The organism is Cytobacillus sp. NCCP-133 (genome assembly GCF_026011715.1).
In the GTDB taxonomy this organism is placed as follows: domain Bacteria; phylum Bacillota; class Bacilli; order Bacillales; family Cytobacillaceae; genus Cytobacillus.
Genome location: NZ_BRVM01000001.1, coordinates 263248 through 282487 on the forward strand (window position 1 = coordinate 263248; position 19240 = coordinate 282487).

The following is a 19240-nucleotide window of genomic DNA, read 5'->3' on the forward strand; positions in this document are numbered from 1 at the left end:
CTCCTTTTATGCAAAAGACGCATTTCTTGAGCATCTAAAGCAAGAGCATTTAACCGCATATACAGCAAAAAACTGCCCTTCCAATGATATTTATTCTTTCGGCCTGCATGCATGGCATGCAAAACAAATTCCTAAATATAGCATAATGGAAATGGACAGATTTTGCATCTGTATTGGATTTTTGATATGCGTTTAGCCTTTCTTGCTTACTGACTTTGCAGCTTTTAATGTGTTTTCCATAAGCATTGTAATGGTCATCGGACCAACCCCGCCTGGCACTGGCGTTATATATCCCGCCTTTTCTTTAACTGCCTGGAAGTCAACATCGCCGCAAAGCTTGCCTTCCTGATTTCGGTTCATGCCCACGTCTATTACAATTGCACCGTCTTTCACATGGCTCTCTGTTATTAATCCGGCCTTTCCGACAGCTGCCACCAGAATATCTGCTCTTTTCGTATGTTCTATTAAATCAGCTGTTTTAGAGTGGCAATATGTTACCGTTGCATTTTTATTTAGAAAAAGCTGCCCAGAAGGTTTTCCCACGATATTGCTCCTGCCCACAACAACCACATGCTTGCCGGAGACATCCGCCTCAATAGAATCAAGCATTTCCATTATCCCAAATGGCGTGCAGGGAATAAATGCATCCTGACCTGTCATCACTCTGCCGACATTGATAGGATGGAACCCATCTACATCTTTTTCAGGCGAAATGGTTTCAATGATTACCTTCTCATTGATATGTGCTGGGAGCGGCAGCTGAACGAGGATTCCGTGTATTGCCGGATCCTCATTTAACTGGCCTATCCGGCTGATTAACTCAGCCTCACTGACGCTTTCAGGAAGTTCAACCAGCAAGGAATACATCCCAAGCTTCCTGCAGGTTTTCTGCTTGTTTGAAACATACGTTTTCGAAGCTGTATTATCTCCTGCTAAAATAACTGCAAGGCCCGGTGTCATCCCTTCACCTTTCAGCTTTTGCACTTCTTTTCCGATGTGGTCCTGTTTCCTTCTTGCTATATCTTTGCCATCTATGATTTGTGCAGACATTTTTATCCCCCTATCAGGACAGCGGAAGCGCCTGTTGATAAGGAACACCGCCAGCATGTGGAGCAGGCTCCGGCAATCCCGTGCAAGTCCGAACTTATCATTTTAATGCTGTTCTTTTATTTTGGAAAGTACCCCATTAATAAACTTGCTTGACTGTTCATCACCGTATAGCTTTGCGATTTCTATTGCTTCATCCATGACAACATTGGCCGGGACATCCTCCCGATGGTAGATAAGCTCAAATGCGGATATTCGCAAAAGGTTGCGGTCTACTGTGGCAAGCCTTTCCAATGTCCATTTTTCAAGATATTTTCTTATTTCCGCATCAATCATTTCCTTATTCTGCAAAACACCTGTTACCAGTTTGTTTAAAAATTCATCGGCTTTTTCTCCTTCAAGCACATGTTCAATGGCGGACTCAGGTTCAACCTGGCTAACATCGATCTGGAATAAAGCCTGCAATGCTTTTTCTCTGGCTGTTCTTCTCTTCATCGTTTTCTTTAACTCCTTTAAGCTAACGTTGTGTGTGAAAGTTCAAGTTAATAATTGACTGATAAAACGATTCTTGCTCCCTTTGGCCTCTGACTAGGATAAGACCGCTAGGCAGGCACTAAGGGCTATTCTAATTTTTGAGCATATACACGTCCAAAAATAACATAACAAGATAATAGCACAAGTATGGAATCTTCGCACTAAACAATAGCAATTACCTTGCTGTATGGGTTAAAAAAGTGATCCTTCACACTCGGCTTCTGACCTCCGCTCAAGAACCCTGCCGGCAAGGTGTCAAAAAGCAAATCATTATTTATATAGCAAAGAAACGAATTCCTTTGTAAATGGCATTATATGACCTTTAATTATTTTTCCTTTAAAAAATTTCTTTATAACAGCCAAATAGAATGAAGAGAATATAGAGAAGAAAAGCCAAAGACTCTGAAAATTGTCTTTGGCTCAGTGCTTTTTTTACACTTCCTGATCGTATTCAATCTCATGTTTTTGATTTTCAAACATGATTCCTACTACATGAATGTTAACTTCCTGTGCATCCAGGGCAGTCATGTTCAGCAGCGCCTGCCGGATATTGTCCTGAATTTTTTGGGCAACACTTGGAATGGATACACCAAACTTCATCAGGCAATATACATCAACCTTAATTCCATCCTCTATCAACTCAACTTTGACACCTTTGCCATGGTTCTTTTTACCAAGCCTTTCAACTACACCTGTAGCAAAATTGCCGCGCATTTGCGCAACCCCTTCTACTTCAGAAGCAGCAATCCCCGCAATAACTTCAATTACTTCCGGAGCAATTTCAACCTTGCCGAGTCCTGAGTTTTCATGGCTCATTTCAAGAATGTTATTCTCACTCATTATGGCACCTCCATCATCTTAAGAATTCATTACATCATGCAATTCCAGGAATTTCGTATTAAACTGCCCCTCAACAAATTTTTCATGGCTTAGTAGTTTGAGGTGAAACGGGATGGTCGTATGTACACCCTCAACAACAAATTCACTAAGAGCCCTCTTCATTCGCGAAATGGCTTCTTCTCTAGTATTGCCGTAAGTAATCACTTTTGCAATCATGGAATCATAATAAGGCGGAATCACATAGCCTGGGTAGGCCGCAGAATCAACTCTGACTCCTAACCCTCCTGGAGGCAGATACATATTGATTTTGCCTGCGGAAGGCATGAAATTCTTCTCCGGATTTTCCGCATTGATACGGCATTCAATCGACCACCCGTTAAAGATGACATCCTCCTGGCTGATATTAAGCTTTTCACCAGAAGCCACTTTAATTTGCTCTTTAATTAAGTCCACACCCGTAACCATTTCTGTAACTGGATGTTCAACCTGAATGCGGGTATTCATTTCCATAAAGTAAAACTTACGATTTTGGTAATCGTAGATAAATTCTATTGTGCCAGCACCTGAATAATCAACCGCTTTGGCTGCTTTAACAGCTGCATTGCCCATTTCTTCACGCGTTTCTCCATCAAGGGCAGGCGAAGGCGTCTCTTCGAGTAGCTTTTGCAGCCTCCTCTGTATGGAGCAATCCCTTTCTCCAAGATGGATGGTATTTCCGTAATTATCAGCAAGGATCTGAATCTCTACATGGCGGAAGTCTTGAATATATTTTTCTATATATACGCCTGGATTCCCGAATGCAGTTAAGGCCTCCTGCTGAGTAATGGTGATTCCTTTAATCAGTTCCTGCTCAGTCCGTGCAACACGAATTCCCTTGCCGCCTCCGCCTGCAGTTGCTTTAATAATCACGGGATATTCAATTTCTTCAGCAAGCTGGATGGCCTGTTCAGCATCCTTAATAATTCCATTGGAGCCAGGAACGATCGGAACTCCTGCTTCTTTCATCGTTTCCCTGGCAATATCTTTTGTCCCCATTTTATTGATAGCTTCTGGTGTAGGGCCGACAAAAATGATATTGCATTCTCTGCACAGCTCGGCAAAGTCTGCATTTTCGGCAAGAAAACCGTAACCTGGATGAATTGCATCGCAGCCTGTTAGCTTTGCAACGCTAATAATATTAGTAAAATTCAAGTAGCTGTCTTTAGAGGCAGTCGGGCCAATGCAATAAGCTTCATCCGCAAGCTGGACATGCAGGGCCTCCCTGTCTGCCTCTGAAAAAACGGCTACAGATTCTATTCCCATTTCGCGGGCTGCGCGGATAATGCGAACAGCAATCTCTCCTCTGTTGGCAATCAAGAGTTTTTTTATCATTCTGTAACCGCTCCTTATTCAGGCTTTACTAAAAATAGTGGCTGGCCATACTCTACTAATTGGCCGTCCCTAACTAGCACTTCAACAATTTCGCCATTCACTTCAGCTTCAATTTCGTTGAATAGTTTCATTGCTTCAACTATGCAGACAATCGAGTCTTTTGTAACCTTTGTACCGGCTTGTACATATGGATCAGCATCCGGAGAGGAAGACTTATAGAAAGTCCCAACCATTGGAGAAACAATTTTATGCAGGTCTGTATCTGTAGCTTGCTCCTGTTTTGCAGGCTCCTGAACAGGCGCTGCAGCTATAGGTTCTTCCACTTTTACTGCAGCTGTCTGTACCGGCTGTGGAGCAGGTGCTGGCGCAGCAGATGGCTGAGCTTGCTGCACAACTACTTGTTCACTGCCTTTTTTCTTCATTTTAACTTTTGAACCTTCATGCTCATAAACGAATTCATCAATATTTGAATCATTAACAAGTTTGATCAATTCTCGTATTTCCTGTACTTTCAACATTATGGCACCCCTTGTTTTCTCACTGCTTTCCATTCCCTCTTTCCCCATTTGAATCCTGCTATTAAGGAGAATAGAGAAAGAACGAACGGGAATGTTCCGCATGATTTAATTACGACTAGATACTAATATCATACGATAAGACCTTATAAAAATTCAACATTGTATTAAGTACTATATAACTTTTTCTCCATTCAGTCTTTAAAACCATTTTAATATTTTTCGAAATTTTTGTGAAATGTTTTGAATAAATTTATCGATTAATAGAGCTGTTTTAACATTAAGAGGACTTTTGGACCAGATCGATATAACTGAATATTAAAACCTTTGATCTATAGAAAAGGATGTACCATCCCGGCAGGAATTTTCTCATTACCGGAAACCTGTGCAAGATGAAAAGCTTGCAATATACCAAAAATAATGATGCAAAAAAAAAAGGATTAAAGCCCCTAAACATACTTCTGAAATAGGATAGAAAGGGTGCCCGCTTGTTTTACGGGCACCCTTCATTTTTACTTTGCAACTTGGAATTCAACAGCAACTGCTTCTAGCTGGCCAATTTCATTTCTTACTTCCTGAATGATATTGTTTGCTGCAGCTGGAGAATGATCTTTAGCCTTTACAGTAATCTGGACCTTTTTTCCATTAGCGCGAACAAGAACATCCTCATAATCCATTGCTCGGATTAACGTTTCAAGCATTGCTTCTTTTCGCGCAATCTCATTTAATTCATCAATCTGATCCTTTGCTTTCATTCTTTCTTCAGCAGGCAGGTCTGTTTGTCCCAAGACTGTCGTAAGATCTTCCTTCATGCGGCTGCGCTCGTCATCAAGCTGCAGACGAAGCGTTTCAAACATTTCATCGCTGGCTGTGTTTGTAATAATGGCATTGCCATCTTCACTCTCTACCGCTTCCATTTGTTCATTTGCCTTCTCTTCCATAGCAGCAAGATCATTCCCTTTTTGTTCCGGTGATGTAACATAATACACGGATAAGACAACCACCAAACTAAGCATTGTTAAAAGCCATACCGTTTGTTTCTTTAAAAGCATCTATTATTCCCCCTTAGTTTTTTTAGGCATTACAGAAACTCTGTGGCTTGGTACATCAAGCGCTCTTGTAACTGCCTCAATTATCCATTTCTTTACTTGTATATTTTCAGCCCCTTTTGCCACAACCAGCACACCCCGGATTTCAGGCTTCTTGGTTTCTAATACAATCGGAACCTCTTTCTCTCCATTTCGGACAATCACCAGCTGTTCCTCCTGTGTCAGATCCTCAACCTTTCTCTTTCCGCCCTCCCGATCCGTTTCATCGGTTGTTTGGCTCTGGGTCGTCTTGTTTTTCTCCAGCACTTTCTTCTCGGTTGCATCTACATTGACAACAACTGTAGCATCCTCAACGCCGACAATTGCATCAAGAGCCTCTTTTATTTGTGCTTCATATGCTTTTTCATAATTGGCAATTTCATCATTTCCCCCGGATTGTTTTTGTCCAAATACCGGCACTTCTTCCTCCTGCTTAGTCTCTTCTCCGTTCTTGAAAACAGACATTTCTTCTGGCGTGGCATTCTCGCCGAACAGCGTATTGCTGACCAGCATAATCGCTGCGCCAAAGAGAATAACGAGAAGCAAATATTGGTATTTACCGGCTTTCTTATCTGGCTGACCTTCTTTGGAGAGCAGTTTCTTTATCCATCTGAAAGGACCTTTTTCATTATTCATCCCTATTCATTTTCCCCCCTTCTACCAGTACTTCGACTGATTTTGCATCTACATTCCATTTTTGTGCGAGAAGAGAAGCAATTCTTTGTGCATCTTCATTTTCAGCCCTGCTGGATGGAAGAGGTTTCCCGGTACTAATTTCCACTGTTTTAACCACTTCTAAAGCTTCAGCTTCTGCATCCTTTGCTTTTAATTGGATCATGACCTTGTGCAGGTTTTCCGGGAAGGCTTGATCACTGCTTTCATCTACTAAAATATCAATGTTAGCAATTTCGAGACCGTACTGTTCCATCAACTCCTCTTCTGCGTCCTGTTTCATTTGGACAGCCATTTGTTCTAAAATATATGCATCACTTGAGGCTTGTATTTCTTTTTTCTTCATTTCTATTAAATTTTCCATATTTTTTTCGCCAGATGCCTCAAAAACCGGCACCGAAGCGATTGCTTCTTCAAAATCGCTGGAAAGGATCTTTAGAATCGGTGTTAGAATAATTGCGATCAGCAGAAGCCCTGTCACCATTTTTGTGTACTTTTGAAGCTTGGAGCTGGGAAGGAGCATATCGATGACAGCAGCTAGCAAGACGAATAGTATAATGTTTGTTATCCATTCCGTTATAAAATTCACTTCATACACTCCCTACCTGACCATCATGGTCAAATTTCCTGCTGCAATGATTACCGTAATACTAAGGAAAAACATCAAAGATACAATGGCTAAAGCTGCAAAAACATATATGATGCTTTTGCTGATAATATCCAAACAGGAAATTATCGGACCTCCTCCCAGCGGCTGTAAAATGGCGGCCGCAAACTTATATATAAACGCAATCATTAATATTTTGATTGCAGGAAAAGCAGCAATGATCAGAAGGATGGCAACTCCAGTTATACCAACTGTATTTTTTAAGAGAACCGAGGCGCTTATAACTGTATCTGTAGCATCCGTAAACATCCTGCCTATTACCGGTATGAAATTCCCCGTAATAAATTTTGCAGTACGTATGGTAATCCCATCCGTAATCGCTGCGGAAGCCCCCTGAACGGAAATAACACCTAAAAATACTGTCAGGAACATGCCCATGAGCCCAATACTCCAGTTGCGGAGCAAATTAGCGAGCTGAGTCACCTTATAATGTTCAGATAACGTACTGACAATGCTTAATAAAGCGGATAGGAATAGTAGAGGGAGAATAACATATTGTATAAACAATCCGCTGACATTCATTAAAAATAAGATCACCGGATGAAAAAAAGCAGCTGACACGACTCCTCCCGATGAAGCAATTAATGCAAGCAGCAGCGGAATCAGGGCCATTATGAAGGACACCATTGTTGAGATCGTTTCTTGCGTGTATTCAATCGCTACATGAAAACTATTCAAAGCTATGATGATTAAAACCATAAATACAATGGAATATGCAGCTTTGCTGACTGAACTTTTTTCAAATGAATTCTGCAGCGACTGCAAGAACATGCTGAATACGGTAAGCAGAATTAATGTGCCAAGCAATTTCCCATTTACAATGAATTCATGAAAAACAAACTTTAAAGCTCCTGAGGCCCATTCTTTTAAAGAGAATTTCTTTTCTCCTTTAATAAATTCATAGAGGCTCCCTTTTTGGCTTTCCGGCAAAAATCCTCCATACTCGGTTGTAATCTCCTCCCAAAAGTTTGTTAATTCATCTAAATCCAGGGATTCAACCTGCGATTCTACTAAATCATGTGGAGATAACACTTCATTTGCATCTGCGGTCTTGGGTGAGGCTTGTACTGCCGGTGCTAGTAAAAAAAATAGGAATAGGCTGGATAATAAGATTTTCTGCATCCATTGCTTCATCTTTACACCTCTTTTATAAGACCTAACAAGCGGTCTGCCATGGAAAGGAAGGCTTGTCCTGCATAACTTCTTATCCAAATAAATAGCAGGCCTGCTTAAGCTAGCTTGGAATCATTTGAATGATGGTTTCAATTAATACAGTCAGAATCGGGATGGCCATCGCCAGAATCAGAATTTTGCCGCCCATCTCGATCTTTGCCGCTATAGCGCCCTGTCCTGCGTCCTTCGTAATCTGGGCAGCAAATTCTGCAATATAAGCTATACCAATTATTTTTAAAATCGTTTCCACATAAACAAGGTTGACCTTTGCATTGATGGCAATCTTCTCAATCATGTGGATAATGGCGTATATTTGGTCTACTAAGAAAAGGAAAATGGCGCAGCCTACAAAAACAATCAGCAAAAAGGCAAAGTTGGGTTTTTGTTCTTTAACAATAAGGGCCAGGAACGTAGCAACCAGAGAGAAACCGACTATTTGAAGAATTTCAATGGCTGAGCCCCCCTTTTATCCCTGAAATAAGAACACTGATTTTATTTTCTGGAATAAATTATCTACAATGGATGCAACCATAAATAAAATATATATAAAGCCAAAAAGCGTAACCCATTGTGCATATTCCTTCTTGCCCACCTGATCCAAAATAGTATGCAAAAAGGCTACCACGATTCCGACACCCGCAATTTTGAATATGATATCAACCTCTAACCCCATCTTTTCTCCTCCTAAGCTCTGTCCAATGTCCGGCAGCAAATAGCCGCCTCCCTGATTAGTCATTATCAATTGCAACTTAAAGCAAAACCTACATCAATAAAATGATAAGCAGCAATCCCGATAAAAAGCCAAGGCTTTTGACCATTTTTTCATATTTCACTTGTTTGTCATGTGCATCCGCTTCTTCTCGTTCCAGGTGGGAAAGAGTAAGCATGATTTGTTTTTGCTGAGAGAGCCGATCATGCCGCCCAAGTGTTTCTCCAAATTGCTTCATAATTTCAAATTCCCCCTGTTTTAAAGCGGTCATTTTCCAAATTTCCCTTAAGCTCTGTTCCCAGGCCTCTTTGACGGTTGTCTCCGAATTCGTCAATCTTTTAGCGAAAGATTCAAAAAACCATGAAAGCGGTTTTGGAAGCTGGGCTGAAAGCCTTCTCGCTGCTTCGTGCAGTGGTGTATGACCGTACATAATTTCTGCCTCAAGAGACTGAAGGGCCGATTTCAGCTGGCGAAGCTGCCTTGGCCGTTCTGTTAAATGCCTTGATGCCTCAAACCCGGTCCAGGTGGTGGCAATAATAATAAAAACAGCTCCAATTAGCTTCATCATTTAAATCACTCTCACCTCTTCCGTGAGTTCCTTGCCGGCGACATCCCTGATGCAAGTAATACTGCCCGGTCCATCTCTCCTGCTTAGTTCAATAAATCGCTGGAATATATCCATCTCTAAAATGGCTTTTAGGGTAGGACGCTTTTTTATTTCTTCCAAGCTGTTTCCATGTGTGGTCATAATCAACTTGATTCCAGCATTCACAGCCTCCATTATGGCTTCCGCATCCTCACGCCTTCCAATTTCATCCACAACCAATACCTCCGGGCTCATGGAACGAATCATCATCATCATGCCTTCAGCTTTTGGACACGCATCCAAGACATCGACCCTGTGTCCGAAAGTCATTTGCGGAATCCCGTTTACGCAGCCTGCAATCTCAGATCGCTCATCAATGATTCCGACCTTATTTGCCTGAAAAGAACCTTTGCCATCCCCTGTAGAGATAATTCTTCCTATGTCCCTCAGTAAAGTGGTTTTCCCTGTCTGAGGTGGGCCAATAATCATGGTATGCAGCCAGCCACCGTTATATATGTGTGGAATCAGCCTTTCAGCAATTCCGATTTTCTCTTTGGCAATCCTAATATTAAAAGATGAAATATCCCTGATTGCCTTCACTTTTCCTTCTTCTAAAATCACTTTTCCCGCCAGTCCAACCCGGTGGCCACCCTCAATGGTGATATAGCCCCTTTTTAATTCCTCTTCGAGAGTATAGATAGAAAAATGGCTTATTTTATTCAGCAAGTGCATCGCATCCTCAGAATCAACAATGTAAGGCAGGAAACGAGGGCTGCCTTTCATTGTCAATTCAAGAGGCCTGTTTATCCGGACTCTGATTTCCTCCAGATCCTTCAGAATATGTGGAGGTATTTGCTTAAGCTTTTCAGAAATTTTTTTCGGCAAAAAGGCAGTAATGGTTTCCATATTCTCTCCTCCATATTAAAGTTCTTTTCGGACTAGCATCTCATTATTTAAAATGTATGCCTGCATCAAAACAATATGACTTTGATTTACCGGCTTAGGCATTTTAATTTGGACAAACTTGAGTAAGACTCTTTCTTATTGATTGTTGTTTTGGCTTAAATCCAGTCCGTTGATTTAAGCAAGGGTCACTTGCTTTACGGAGGGAGGAACAGAGCTCCTCGGTTCGCCTGCGGGTTCTCCCGCTCCCTCACCTCAGGCAGGATATTGAATACGCTTCCTCAACTTGGCACCGAACGAAGGAAATGAGGCAGCATAATCGAGGATCAAGTGCCTACAGCAAAAATCAACTCAGCAAATTAAACTGAGTTATTAAAAAGCAACAAACTTTAGGAAACAGCCTGAGTAAAAAGGACGCTTCTTCAAAAAATAAGCCTAAGAAACTTTAGTAAAGGCTGGTGTAAGCAATGAAAGTGAAATTGATTTGCATAATACTTTTTATTTCCTGCATGATGTTTTCGGTATTTCATGCTGATGGCAGTGCCCATCCTGCCTCCGAGGAGGGGCCCAAGAATGTTATTTTGATGATCGGTGATGGTATGGGAGTCGGACAAATTGAAATAGCGAGAAAGCTGCAATATGGAAAAAATGGGCATCTATTCCTCGAATCCCTTCCGCACACGGCATTCGTGCATACCGAATCAGCCAATAATCTGGTAACAGACTCTGCTGCAGGCGGGACTGCCCTTGCCATTGGCAAAAAGACGAACAATGGAAGTATTGGCGTAACTCCAGATGGAAAAGAAGCCGACAGCATACTAGATTTATTTAAAAATAATGGAAAAAAAGCTGGAGTTATTTCAACAAATACAATTACGGACGCAACACCTGCAGCATTTACTGCAAGTGTTTCCAATAGATGGACCGGCCAGGAGGAAATTGCACGCCAGCAGCTGAGCAATCAGGTAGATGTGCTGATGGGCGGAGGCAGAGCCTACTTTACACCTAAAAAACAAAACGGGAGAGATTTAATTAAGGATGCCATCCATAAAGGCTATACCTATGCAAGCAATCGTGAAGAGCTGCTTCATGCAAAGGGCTCAAAGCTCCTTGGCTTGTTCAATGACGGCTATATGAACTTTAAATTGGACCGACCACTAACAGGAAGCAAAGAACCCAGCTTAAAAGAAATGACTAAAAAAGCAATCAGCGTGCTCTCAAAAGAAAAGAAAGGCTTTTTCCTGATGGCCGAAGGGGCAAGGATTGACCACGCATCCCATGCTGGCGATATTACGAGCATATGGAAAGAAACAATTGAATTTGATGAGGCTGTCAAGTATGCCGTTGAATGGGCAAAAAAGGATGGAAAAACACTTGTCATTGTGGCCGCAGACCATGAAACCATGGGGTTATCAGCCTCAGAACCGCTGGATATCAAGAATCTGAAGGAAATTAAGGCCACTCCCCAGTATATGGTCGGCCAATTCGTAAAGCACCAGAATATGAGATCCTACAGGACCGAAAGCATTAGATATGTTCTTAAGAAATACGCCCATATCGACCTGACTGATAAGGAAGCCGAGGAATTCAATAGCCATATGCTCAACGCAGACAGCAAAGTGTATCCGGAACACTTCGCTTCCTGGGAAATTGGAAGTCTGATTGCAGAAAAGCACTATGGGGGAATCATTACACCCAGAGTAAGAGCTTTAAGCTCTACCGGCGGGCATACAGGCAACATGGTTCCTTTATTTGCTTACGGCAAAGGAAGCGAAGCTTTCTCAGGAGTCATGGACAACACCGATATTCCAAAGAAAATTGCCTCATTGATGAACTACCAGTGGAAATAAATTTTGCTGTTTTATGTGTATTTTCTGCCTCCCCCCGCAGTACATTCTATAGAAGCCTATTTATGAAAGCGGGGAGAGCATTCCATGTATTATCAGCAGCCATTCGTTCGCCACTCAGTCCATAATAATGGAGGCTATACAAGGTCTAAGCAAAATCTCATGAGCGTTTCTGGCGAAGGCAAGATCGCTGGGCAGCCCAATCGGGCCAAAATCACACTTGGCGTTTCAACAGAGGATCAAGTCCTGCAGAAAGCACAGGAAAATAATTCAAAAGCCATCGCCAGTATAAAAAACGCTTTAAATGGCATCGGCATAGCCGATAAGCACATTCAAACAGCTGACTATTCTATTTTTCCTCAATATGATTTCGTGGATGGCAGTCAAATTTTTCGCGGTTATAAAGTGGAACATATTCTGAACATAACCGTAGACCAAATTGAAAATACCGGCCTTACTGCAGATACAGCTGCCCGCAGCGGTGCTAATATCGTGAGAGGAATTAATTTTGAGATTGAAAATGGATCCCTACTGTATCAGCAAGCCTTAACACTTGCTGTTGCAGATGCGTATAAAAAGGCAGAAACAATCGCTGCTTCTTTAAATGTCCAGGTAATCAAGCCGCCGCTTTCTATCACTGAAGACAGCTTGGCTAAATCTGTAGCATTTCAGTCTTCCGCTTTTGTTAAAAGTGCGGAAAGCACACCTATCCAGCCAGGCACAATTATGATTGAGAGCCGCATTACTGCGGAATTCATGTACTATGGCTAATAATTCTCTTGAGTTAGCGGATACTAAAATTGAGCAGAAAGATATTAATAATAATAATGTGCAGAAGGAGAGGTGCTCATATTGAATGAAAATTTAGGGGAATTCCTAAAAAACCAGAAAATGGGAGATAGGACTTATTTGGATGGAACGCAGGATAATAAAAAACCTCCGACGTCAGATCCAGATTATAATAACCGGAATGACACCGATATTTCACCTGGTGCTGAGGGAAGGAAATTTAAAGGATAAAAAAATCCCGAGGTTTGCTCGGGATTTTTTCGTTTATTATGCGCGTGATACATAAGAAGCGTCTGTAGTATTGATGATCAGCTTATCCCCTTCATTAATGAAGAAAGGAACCTGAACAGTTAGGCCAGTTTCCAGAGTAGCTGGCTTCGTTCCGCCTGAAGCTGTATCTCCTTTGATTCCAGGCTCAGTTTCTGTTACAGTCAGCTCGACTGAGTTAGGAAGTTCAATTCCAAGTGAGTCACCTTGGTAAAGCATAATAGCAACTTCCATATTTTCTTTTAAAAACTTTAATTCATACTCGATTGTAGATGCAGGCAGTTCAATCTGCTCGTAAGATTCGTTATCCATAAATACGTGCTGTTCTCCATTTGCATAGAGATATTGCATTTTACGGTTATCAATTTGAGCCTTGGCAACTTTTTCACCAGCACGGAAAGTTTTTTCCTGGATCGCACCAGTACGAAGATTACGAAGCTTGGAGCGGACAAATGCCGCACCCTTTCCTGGTTTAACGTGCTGGAAATCCATTACACGCCAAATGCCGTTATCAACTTCAATCGTTAATCCCGTACGAAAATCATTTACTGAAATCATGGTATGTCCTCCTATAAGTGTTCAATTAAAGAATAATTAATTCTTTTGTAGAATGAGTAAGCGTTTCATTGTGATCCTTTGTAATTACTGTATCATCCTCAATACGGACTCCGCCAAGGCCAGGTATGTAAATGCCAGGCTCTACTGTTACAACCATGCCAGGTTCAAGAATAACATCAGACTTAAGTGACAATCCAGGGCCTTCATGCACTTCAAGCCCGATTCCATGACCAGTAGAGTGGCCAAAATATTCGCCATAGCCTTTCTCGGTTATGTAATCTCGTGTTAGGGCATCTGCCTCTTTGCCGCTTATTCCAGGTTTTATGCCTTCCATTCCCCGCTCCTGAGCCTCAAGCACGATATTATAAATGTCTTTCAGCTTGTCTTTCGGTTCCCCAACAGCTACTGTACGGGTGATATCTGAAACATATCCCTGGTAATAAGCGCCAAAGTCCAGAGTAACAAAATCGCCCTTATCGATAATCTTATCGCTAGCCACTCCATGCGGAAGGGCAGAACGGTGTCCAGATGCCACGATAATATCAAACGATGATGAAACTGCACCCGCTTTTCTCATAAAGAATTCTAATTCATTCGATACATCCAGTTCAGTAATCCCTGGACGAATGATATCCAGAATATGTTTGAATGCAGCATCCGCTATGTCAGCTGCCACCTTTATTATCTTAATCTCTGATTCAGTCTTAATCAAGCGTAACTTTTCAATTGTGCCGGAAACAGGCACTAAGTCTGCTTCAACCGCTTTTTCATAGGCTTTATTAGCAGAGAATGTTAAATGATCTTCTTCAAAACCGAGCTTTTTAATCCCAAGCTGTTTTACCTGTTTTGCCACTTCCTCAGGGATCGCTCCAGTATGCTTGACAATCTCATAACCTTGGCATTGCTTAGCAGCTTGCTCAGTGTAGCGGAAGTCTGTTATAAATAAGGCTTTTTCTGCACTTAGTAACACTACACCTGCTGAACCAGTAAATCCAGTCATATAACGGCGGTTAAAACTGCTTGTGATCAGCATTCCATCTATACCTGATTGTTCAAAGCTTGCGCGAAGCTTTTGAATTTTTTCCATAGTACCCTCTCCCCTTAATAAAGTGAAACTTCAATCAGTTTGTGCCTACATCCCCCACTGATTATTAGTTGAAGCAATCTGGCCTTTACGGGCTATTTGGACTCCCGCTTTTCCTCCTTCGATTCCGAGTCTTACTGCCCGTTAGACTGTGATAAGATCGATTAAAGCAAAGAAAGCCAGCTCATACCCTTTTAGTCCAAGTCCAACAATCTGTCCATGGGCAACAGGCGCAATGACAGAGGTATGCCGGAATTCTTCTCGGGCATGAACATTCGATATATGTACTTCGATCACAGGAACCTGGATTCCTGCTATAGCATCCCTTATAGCATAGCTATAATGTGTGAATGCTCCGGGATTAAAAATAATGCCTTTCGTATCATCTTCATTGGCTAGATGAAGCCTGTCTATTAATTCGCCTTCATGGTTTGATTGGCAGCAGCACACTTCTGTATTATGAGCACTGCCCAATTCAATTATTTCAGCTTCCAAATGCTTAAGTGTTTTAGTCCCATAAACACCTGGTTCCCGCTTCCCAAGCAAGTTTAAATTTGGCCCATTTAACAGGAGTATTTTCCCCATAATCAACCCCTCTTTCTTTATTGCTAATGGGCTTCTTTTACCGAATTATCTTTCGATTCATTCCGTATTCCGGGAAAAAGAACGTCCACTAAGAACATTCTAACATAAGTGCTAACTCTATACAGTTGAGATGTATTCACTTCTTTTTAATAGCTGGGCAAAGACTAGATAACGGCGGGAAGGCCAATGCCTATCCCCGGCTAGGCTTCTTAACATACCTAGAGACGGTTTGGCACACCTTACTAGTAACCTCATTTTTTGGAGAATCTTTAATGCCACTCTGCTTTGTAATGTGAGGCTGCTTCATTTATGCTCTTTGACAATTCTTCGCTCTTCTAATATCGTGAAGCAGCATCAAATTTCCTCCATGACGCTGCATACTCATAAAACTAATGGAATTCCGGGTCGGTACGGGCCTTCTTTTCATCTTCACTCTTCCCGCGAATTTCATGGGCTTCATAGGATATGGAATACCCGACAAACACCCCATATAAAATATAGAAACAAATAGAGGTGATCATCGTATTCCGCTCAAGCTCCCAGAAAGGGCTTATCCCTGGAAAGATGGGATTAAGGATAAAAAATACAATCAAGAAAAGGGCAATGCCATAACCCGCTCCCACAAACATGCTTTGAAATTTTTTTAATGCTGCATAATAAATAAGGGCAGCAATTATTGATAAGCCTCCAATTAAGAGAATAGAAATTACGGTTCCTAGCCAACCCTCTTTCCAGGCTCCTATTGTCCAAGGTTCAAGAATGACATTCGGGTGCACTTCCGTAAAATTGAACACATAGGCCAAATAGGCGAGCCCACTCCACAGGATGCCGCCAATCAAACCGGTAATCACCACCATAGCCATAAATGACATTGGTTTTTCTCTCTGATTTTGTTCCAAATGCTCTTTTTCTTCTGCCATTTGTGCCACCTCCATTTCTATTATGTCCACACGATATTATTCCTTTGCATCATAAAGAAAATTTTATGCAAATTGGCATTCCCCCTGGGGAGTTTGGAGATATTTTTTAACATATTTCCTATCTGATGGAGGTTTTAGGGGGTTTTAGGGCGAATAAAATTAGTATGTGAAAATAAATTTAAACTTTCAAGAAGATCGGACCATTTTCTCTAAAATGATGTACCGGGACTGGTAATTAAGGCATAAATTTAAGTAAGGAATATAACAGCAGCAGAAGAGTGCAAGCCCATTATTCCGCTTTAATATTAAAGAAAACTGCCTGTTAAACACCTTAAAGTTGTCACAGTTTCGTTTAAAATGTAAACAAATAGGAAAAGAAAAAAACTGAAGACTAATTTTAAAAAAGAAAATTATCGAAACTTTGGTATATATAGTTTAAAAGCTTATAAATTTGCTCATCATGCTTTTAGGGAGGTGGCTTTCTTGAAAAATCGGATTTCATTCTATATTGTCTCCGGGCTTGTTATTCTTGCTGCCCTTGGAGTCACCGTCAGCCTGATCTCAGATCCTGCCGGTTTTTTGCAGAGAATAGCTGTCATTGTCATCATAGGGGCTGCAATATACTTTTTATTCCAGCGATTCAATAGAGCTAATCCCTCTAAGCGAGACCAGCGGGCTTTCATACGGGCAGCCAAAAAATCAAAAAAACGCTTTAACCATAAAGAAGCAGGTTCAGCCAACGGAAAAAAGGCTTCCATCAGCTCACTTACTTCGATTAAAAAATCGAAGAAAAAGACTTCACCACATCTGACTGTCATAGAAGGAAAAAAAGGTAAAAAGAAAAATCGAGCATCCCTTTAAAGGAGAGCTCGATTTTTTTCCTCAAAAAATAGGTAAGGTGAATTTTGAACTTAGATAACTGTCTACCTCCACTAAGAACGCTTCGACAGCTTAATCACACAACTGAAAGCGGCAGCTTTTGGGAGGATATAGCGTTCTTATTATGCGTTCCTTTTGGCAAGGCGCCCTGCGCTTTTTCCATTAGTAACTCCATTTCCCAAAAAATTGTTCCGCACATTGCCTCCCATGCTCAAGAAGATCCATTTTTTTTTGATCCGTCAGATTAAATTCTGCAGTCAATACTCCATCTGTTGGAATGAAAATGATATTTTGCGCATGTTTTCTTGAAATATATCGTGCATCATGTGCATCCTTCATTGTGGCAAAAAGCGCTTCATACATTTGTATGGCATTGGAAATCTTGTTTGGCGGCCGCTCACTAAGATTATGACTCAGTTTCACTCCCAGGACCGGCCTCGTCTTTATCACATTTTCCTTATCAAAAAGCCACATTGGGAAATTGCTTAAAACTCCACCATCCACAATTACACTTGAATGGCTGTGTGTCTGGAGTTTTACAGGTTCAAAAAAGTAGGGCAGGCTGCAGCTCATCCGTATTGCCCTGGACACTGGGAATGAGCAAGGATCAATCCCATAATGTCCAAGGTCATCAGGCAAAACAACCAGCCTCCCGTTTGTCAGGTCAGATGCTATTACCCGTAATGATTGGGGAGGCAGGTCTGCAAATGTATTTATCCCTCTTGAAGCAAGCTTTTCAGCCATCCAGTTTTCCAGCTCCAACCCTTTATATAGGCCCAAACGCCAATAGAGCAGCAGCCATTTTGTGACTGAGAATGGTATAAATGTTTTTCTTTCATCAAGAAACTTTTTTACATCCAATTCATTTACCAGCTGATATATTTCTTCACTTGTATATCTGGCGGCAATTAATGCAGCAACGATGGATCCAGCACTCGTACCAGCTACCCGCTTGAATTGGAATCCCCGGTTTTGGACTGCTTCATAAGCTCCAATTAGCGCAAACCCCTTGATGCCTCCACCTGAAAAAACACCGTCTATATACATGTAAGCCACTCCTATCGATGTACACGCTTAGAGGAACTCTTACTTATACATCTTTAATCAGGAGCTTTTTAAAATAGTACGGCTGACAAGCAAAATTTATTGTTCAGGTGAAATATTGCACTTCAGATTCAGGAAAATGGGAGTTAATATATTCTCTTATTGTGGTCTCCAAGTCTTTTGCTTCTTCAGTCAGATACACATATTTACCGATTCCATATCTTCCCCATTTGTATTTGCGCTTCTCTTCATCCATTTCAAGCTTTGACTTAGGATAGCGTTTTTCAATTACCTTCTTGGCCGGCTTTGTAAATCTATGCTGAATTAATTCAAAGGTCAGTCCTTCGAGGTTAATTCCTTCAAGCGATTTGCTTAACCTTTGGAAAAGTTCATGATAGCCCTCACGCCATCCCTCATGCATATAAATCGGCGCAACAATAAATCCAAGCGGGTAACCGGCTTTCGCCACTTTCCGGGCGGCTTTAAGCCGATCATCAAAGGAAGAAGTCCCGGGTTCAAAGTTTTTAATAACATAGCGGGAATTGACACTAAAACGAAAACGGGTTTTCCCATTATGTTTAGCGTCGAGCAGATGGTCGACATGATGATACTTGGTTACAAAACGAAGCTGCCCATATTCAGTTTGTCCGATAAATTCAATGGTTTTCTTCAAAGAATGCGTTAAATGATCTATTCCGACTATATCAGATGTACATGCAGCCTCAAAACGCGTTAGCTCAGGCCTTCGCTCTTCCATATATTTTGAAGCCTGCTCAAAGATTTCTTCAAGGTTCACGTAGGTGCGAATATATGGTTTGCTGCCAAGTGTTGTTTGCAAATAGCAATAATGGCAATGGCCCATACAGCCAGTTGCAAGCGGTATGGCGTATTCTGCTGAAGGTTTGGAAGTGTCAAACTTAAGTGTTCGCCGAATTCCTACAACTAATGTCGATTTTGCATTGCGATATTTCTGCACCTCATTATCGCCAGGAATATTTCTTACCTGATTATGCGAAGTGGTTTCCCTGATTTCAATATTCATTTTTTCAAACTTTTCTTTTAGCTCTCTTCCTAAAGGATATTCCAGTGCTTGTGGTTCTATATATACTAGCTGTGGGATAAAAGGCTTCAATTGTGTAACCTCGCTTTATAGTTAGTCGAT

23 protein-coding genes are annotated in these 19240 nt (G+C 41.4%); 4 read left to right on the forward strand and 19 right to left on the reverse strand.

The window, feature by feature from the left end:
- Nucleotides 1-192: 192 nt before the first annotated feature.
- The 13 genes from folD to spoIIIAA all read right to left on the reverse strand — a co-directional run bounded on the left by folD (nucleotide 193) and on the right by spoIIIAA (nucleotide 10108).
- Nucleotides 193-1050: a bifunctional methylenetetrahydrofolate dehydrogenase/methenyltetrahydrofolate cyclohydrolase FolD gene (gene folD, locus NCCP133_RS01390; RefSeq protein WP_264803177.1), complete on the reverse strand. Its 858-nt coding sequence runs from the start codon at nucleotides 1048-1050 to the stop codon at nucleotides 193-195.
- Nucleotides 1051-1152: 102 nt separating this feature from the next.
- Entirely contained in the window at nucleotides 1153-1542 is a 390-nt protein-coding gene (gene nusB / locus NCCP133_RS01395) for a transcription antitermination factor NusB (protein ID WP_264803178.1), read from the reverse strand.
- A 471-nt stretch (nucleotides 1543-2013) separates the two neighbouring features.
- The gene (locus NCCP133_RS01400; RefSeq protein ID WP_264803179.1) at nucleotides 2014-2421 is read right to left on the reverse strand and encodes an Asp23/Gls24 family envelope stress response protein; all 408 of its coding nucleotides are present in this window, start codon (nucleotides 2419-2421) and stop codon (nucleotides 2014-2016) included.
- An 18-nt stretch (nucleotides 2422-2439) separates the two neighbouring features.
- A complete protein-coding gene (gene accC / locus NCCP133_RS01405; RefSeq protein WP_264803180.1) occupies nucleotides 2440-3792 on the reverse strand; it encodes an acetyl-CoA carboxylase biotin carboxylase subunit in 1353 nt (450 codons plus the stop codon).
- A 14-nt stretch (nucleotides 3793-3806) separates the two neighbouring features.
- Nucleotides 3807-4310 (reverse strand): acetyl-CoA carboxylase biotin carboxyl carrier protein, encoded by a 504-nt coding sequence (gene accB, locus NCCP133_RS01410; RefSeq protein WP_264803181.1) that lies wholly within the window; start codon nucleotides 4308-4310, stop codon nucleotides 3807-3809.
- 509 nt (nucleotides 4311-4819) lie between these two features.
- On the reverse strand, nucleotides 4820-5359 hold the full coding sequence (locus tag NCCP133_RS01415; protein ID WP_264803182.1) for a SpoIIIAH-like family protein: 540 nt from the start codon (nucleotides 5357-5359) through the stop codon (nucleotides 4820-4822).
- Nucleotides 5360-5362: 3 nt separating this feature from the next.
- Nucleotides 5363-6031, reverse strand: coding sequence for a stage III sporulation protein AG (gene spoIIIAG, locus NCCP133_RS01420; protein ID WP_264803183.1), 669 nt, complete (start codon nucleotides 6029-6031; stop codon nucleotides 5363-5365).
- Nucleotides 6024-6656, reverse strand: coding sequence for a stage III sporulation protein AF (gene spoIIIAF / locus NCCP133_RS01425; protein ID WP_264803184.1), 633 nt, complete (start codon nucleotides 6654-6656; stop codon nucleotides 6024-6026). Before spoIIIAF ends, spoIIIAG begins: the two co-directional genes overlap by 8 nt.
- 12 nt (nucleotides 6657-6668) lie before the next feature.
- Nucleotides 6669-7868, reverse strand: coding sequence for a stage III sporulation protein AE (gene spoIIIAE, locus NCCP133_RS01430; protein ID WP_264803185.1), 1200 nt, complete (start codon nucleotides 7866-7868; stop codon nucleotides 6669-6671).
- Between the two features lie 100 nt (nucleotides 7869-7968).
- Complete coding sequence (spoIIIAD, locus tag NCCP133_RS01435; RefSeq protein WP_264803640.1) at nucleotides 7969-8358, reverse strand: stage III sporulation protein AD; 390 nt, start codon at nucleotides 8356-8358, stop codon at nucleotides 7969-7971.
- 15 nt (nucleotides 8359-8373) lie between these two features.
- Nucleotides 8374-8580: a stage III sporulation protein AC gene (spoIIIAC, locus tag NCCP133_RS01440; protein ID WP_009332905.1), complete on the reverse strand. Its 207-nt coding sequence runs from the start codon at nucleotides 8578-8580 to the stop codon at nucleotides 8374-8376.
- A gap of 88 nt (nucleotides 8581-8668) precedes the next feature.
- Nucleotides 8669-9184 (reverse strand): stage III sporulation protein SpoIIIAB, encoded by a 516-nt coding sequence (spoIIIAB, locus tag NCCP133_RS01445; protein ID WP_264803186.1) that lies wholly within the window; start codon nucleotides 9182-9184, stop codon nucleotides 8669-8671.
- Nucleotides 9185-10108, reverse strand: a complete 924-nt coding sequence (spoIIIAA, locus tag NCCP133_RS01450) for a stage III sporulation protein AA (RefSeq protein ID WP_264803187.1) — start codon at nucleotides 10106-10108, stop codon at nucleotides 9185-9187. It abuts the gene before it with no gap.
- 464 nt (nucleotides 10109-10572) lie between these two features.
- Between spoIIIAA and NCCP133_RS01455 the strand changes: the two genes are divergently transcribed.
- From NCCP133_RS01455 to NCCP133_RS01465, 3 genes are all read left to right on the forward strand, one after another.
- Nucleotides 10573-11955 carry an alkaline phosphatase gene (locus tag NCCP133_RS01455; protein ID WP_264803188.1) on the forward strand — a complete coding sequence of 461 codons (1383 nt, stop codon included), beginning with the start codon at nucleotides 10573-10575 and terminating at the stop codon, nucleotides 11953-11955.
- An 84-nt stretch (nucleotides 11956-12039) separates the two neighbouring features.
- Entirely contained in the window at nucleotides 12040-12723 is a 684-nt protein-coding gene (locus tag NCCP133_RS01460) for an SIMPL domain-containing protein (RefSeq protein ID WP_264803189.1), read from the forward strand.
- 81 nt (nucleotides 12724-12804) lie between these two features.
- Nucleotides 12805-12972: a hypothetical protein gene (locus NCCP133_RS01465; protein ID WP_264803655.1), complete on the forward strand. Its 168-nt coding sequence runs from the start codon at nucleotides 12805-12807 to the stop codon at nucleotides 12970-12972.
- Between the two features lie 36 nt (nucleotides 12973-13008).
- On the opposite strand, the gene efp is transcribed toward NCCP133_RS01465, so the two are convergent.
- From efp to NCCP133_RS01485, 4 genes are all read right to left on the reverse strand, one after another.
- The gene (efp, locus tag NCCP133_RS01470; RefSeq protein ID WP_264803190.1) at nucleotides 13009-13566 is read right to left on the reverse strand and encodes an elongation factor P; all 558 of its coding nucleotides are present in this window, start codon (nucleotides 13564-13566) and stop codon (nucleotides 13009-13011) included.
- Nucleotides 13567-13591: 25 nt separating this feature from the next.
- The gene (locus tag NCCP133_RS01475) at nucleotides 13592-14653 is read right to left on the reverse strand and encodes a M24 family metallopeptidase (RefSeq protein ID WP_264803191.1); all 1062 of its coding nucleotides are present in this window, start codon (nucleotides 14651-14653) and stop codon (nucleotides 13592-13594) included.
- 141 nt (nucleotides 14654-14794) lie between these two features.
- Nucleotides 14795-15235 carry a type II 3-dehydroquinate dehydratase gene (gene aroQ, locus NCCP133_RS01480; RefSeq protein ID WP_264803192.1) on the reverse strand — a complete coding sequence of 147 codons (441 nt, stop codon included), beginning with the start codon at nucleotides 15233-15235 and terminating at the stop codon, nucleotides 14795-14797.
- Between the two features lie 389 nt (nucleotides 15236-15624).
- A complete protein-coding gene (locus NCCP133_RS01485; RefSeq protein WP_264803193.1) occupies nucleotides 15625-16155 on the reverse strand; it encodes a YqhR family membrane protein in 531 nt (176 codons plus the stop codon).
- 474 nt (nucleotides 16156-16629) lie between these two features.
- Here NCCP133_RS01485 and NCCP133_RS01490 point away from each other — a divergent pair, with 474 nt between their 5' ends.
- Nucleotides 16630-17016 carry an SA1362 family protein gene (locus NCCP133_RS01490; protein WP_309298024.1) on the forward strand — a complete coding sequence of 129 codons (387 nt, stop codon included), beginning with the start codon at nucleotides 16630-16632 and terminating at the stop codon, nucleotides 17014-17016.
- A 180-nt stretch (nucleotides 17017-17196) separates the two neighbouring features.
- On the opposite strand, the gene NCCP133_RS01495 is transcribed toward NCCP133_RS01490, so the two are convergent.
- Together NCCP133_RS01495 and splB are read right to left on the reverse strand one after the other, a co-directional pair.
- Nucleotides 17197-18081: a patatin-like phospholipase family protein gene (locus NCCP133_RS01495; RefSeq protein ID WP_264803195.1), complete on the reverse strand. Its 885-nt coding sequence runs from the start codon at nucleotides 18079-18081 to the stop codon at nucleotides 17197-17199.
- A 103-nt stretch (nucleotides 18082-18184) separates the two neighbouring features.
- Nucleotides 18185-19210, reverse strand: a complete 1026-nt coding sequence (gene splB, locus NCCP133_RS01500; RefSeq protein WP_264803196.1) for a spore photoproduct lyase — start codon at nucleotides 19208-19210, stop codon at nucleotides 18185-18187.
- Between the last annotated feature and the right edge of the window lie 30 nt (nucleotides 19211-19240).

Coding starts and splice junctions, on each gene's coding strand:
- folD (WP_264803177.1), bottom strand. CDS start 1,050: ATGTCTGCACAAATCATAGATGGCAAAGATATAGCAAGAAGGAAACAG.
- nusB (WP_264803178.1), bottom strand. CDS start 1,542: ATGAAGAGAAGAACAGCCAGAGAAAAAGCATTGCAGGCTTTATTCCAG.
- NCCP133_RS01400 (WP_264803179.1), bottom strand. CDS start 2,421: ATGAGTGAGAATAACATTCTTGAAATGAGCCATGAAAACTCAGGACTC.
- accC (WP_264803180.1), bottom strand. CDS start 3,792: ATGATAAAAAAACTCTTGATTGCCAACAGAGGAGAGATTGCTGTTCGC.
- accB (WP_264803181.1), bottom strand. CDS start 4,310: ATGTTGAAAGTACAGGAAATACGAGAATTGATCAAACTTGTTAATGAT.
- NCCP133_RS01415 (WP_264803182.1), bottom strand. CDS start 5,359: ATGCTTTTAAAGAAACAAACGGTATGGCTTTTAACAATGCTTAGTTTG.
- spoIIIAG (WP_264803183.1), bottom strand. CDS start 6,031: ATGAATAATGAAAAAGGTCCTTTCAGATGGATAAAGAAACTGCTCTCC.
- spoIIIAE (WP_264803185.1), bottom strand. CDS start 7,868: ATGAAGCAATGGATGCAGAAAATCTTATTATCCAGCCTATTCCTATTT.
- spoIIIAC (WP_009332905.1), bottom strand. CDS start 8,580: ATGGGGTTAGAGGTTGATATCATATTCAAAATTGCGGGTGTCGGAATC.
- spoIIIAB (WP_264803186.1), bottom strand. CDS start 9,184: ATGATGAAGCTAATTGGAGCTGTTTTTATTATTATTGCCACCACCTGG.
- spoIIIAA (WP_264803187.1), bottom strand. CDS start 10,108: ATGGAAACCATTACTGCCTTTTTGCCGAAAAAAATTTCTGAAAAGCTT.
- NCCP133_RS01455 (WP_264803188.1), top strand. CDS start 10,573: ATGAAAGTGAAATTGATTTGCATAATACTTTTTATTTCCTGCATGATG.
- NCCP133_RS01460 (WP_264803189.1), top strand. CDS start 12,040: ATGTATTATCAGCAGCCATTCGTTCGCCACTCAGTCCATAATAATGGA.
- efp (WP_264803190.1), bottom strand. CDS start 13,566: ATGATTTCAGTAAATGATTTTCGTACGGGATTAACGATTGAAGTTGAT.
- NCCP133_RS01475 (WP_264803191.1), bottom strand. CDS start 14,653: ATGGAAAAAATTCAAAAGCTTCGCGCAAGCTTTGAACAATCAGGTATA.
- aroQ (WP_264803192.1), bottom strand. CDS start 15,235: ATGGGGAAAATACTCCTGTTAAATGGGCCAAATTTAAACTTGCTTGGG.
- NCCP133_RS01485 (WP_264803193.1), bottom strand. CDS start 16,155: ATGGCAGAAGAAAAAGAGCATTTGGAACAAAATCAGAGAGAAAAACCA.
- NCCP133_RS01495 (WP_264803195.1), bottom strand. CDS start 18,081: ATGTATATAGACGGTGTTTTTTCAGGTGGAGGCATCAAGGGGTTTGCG.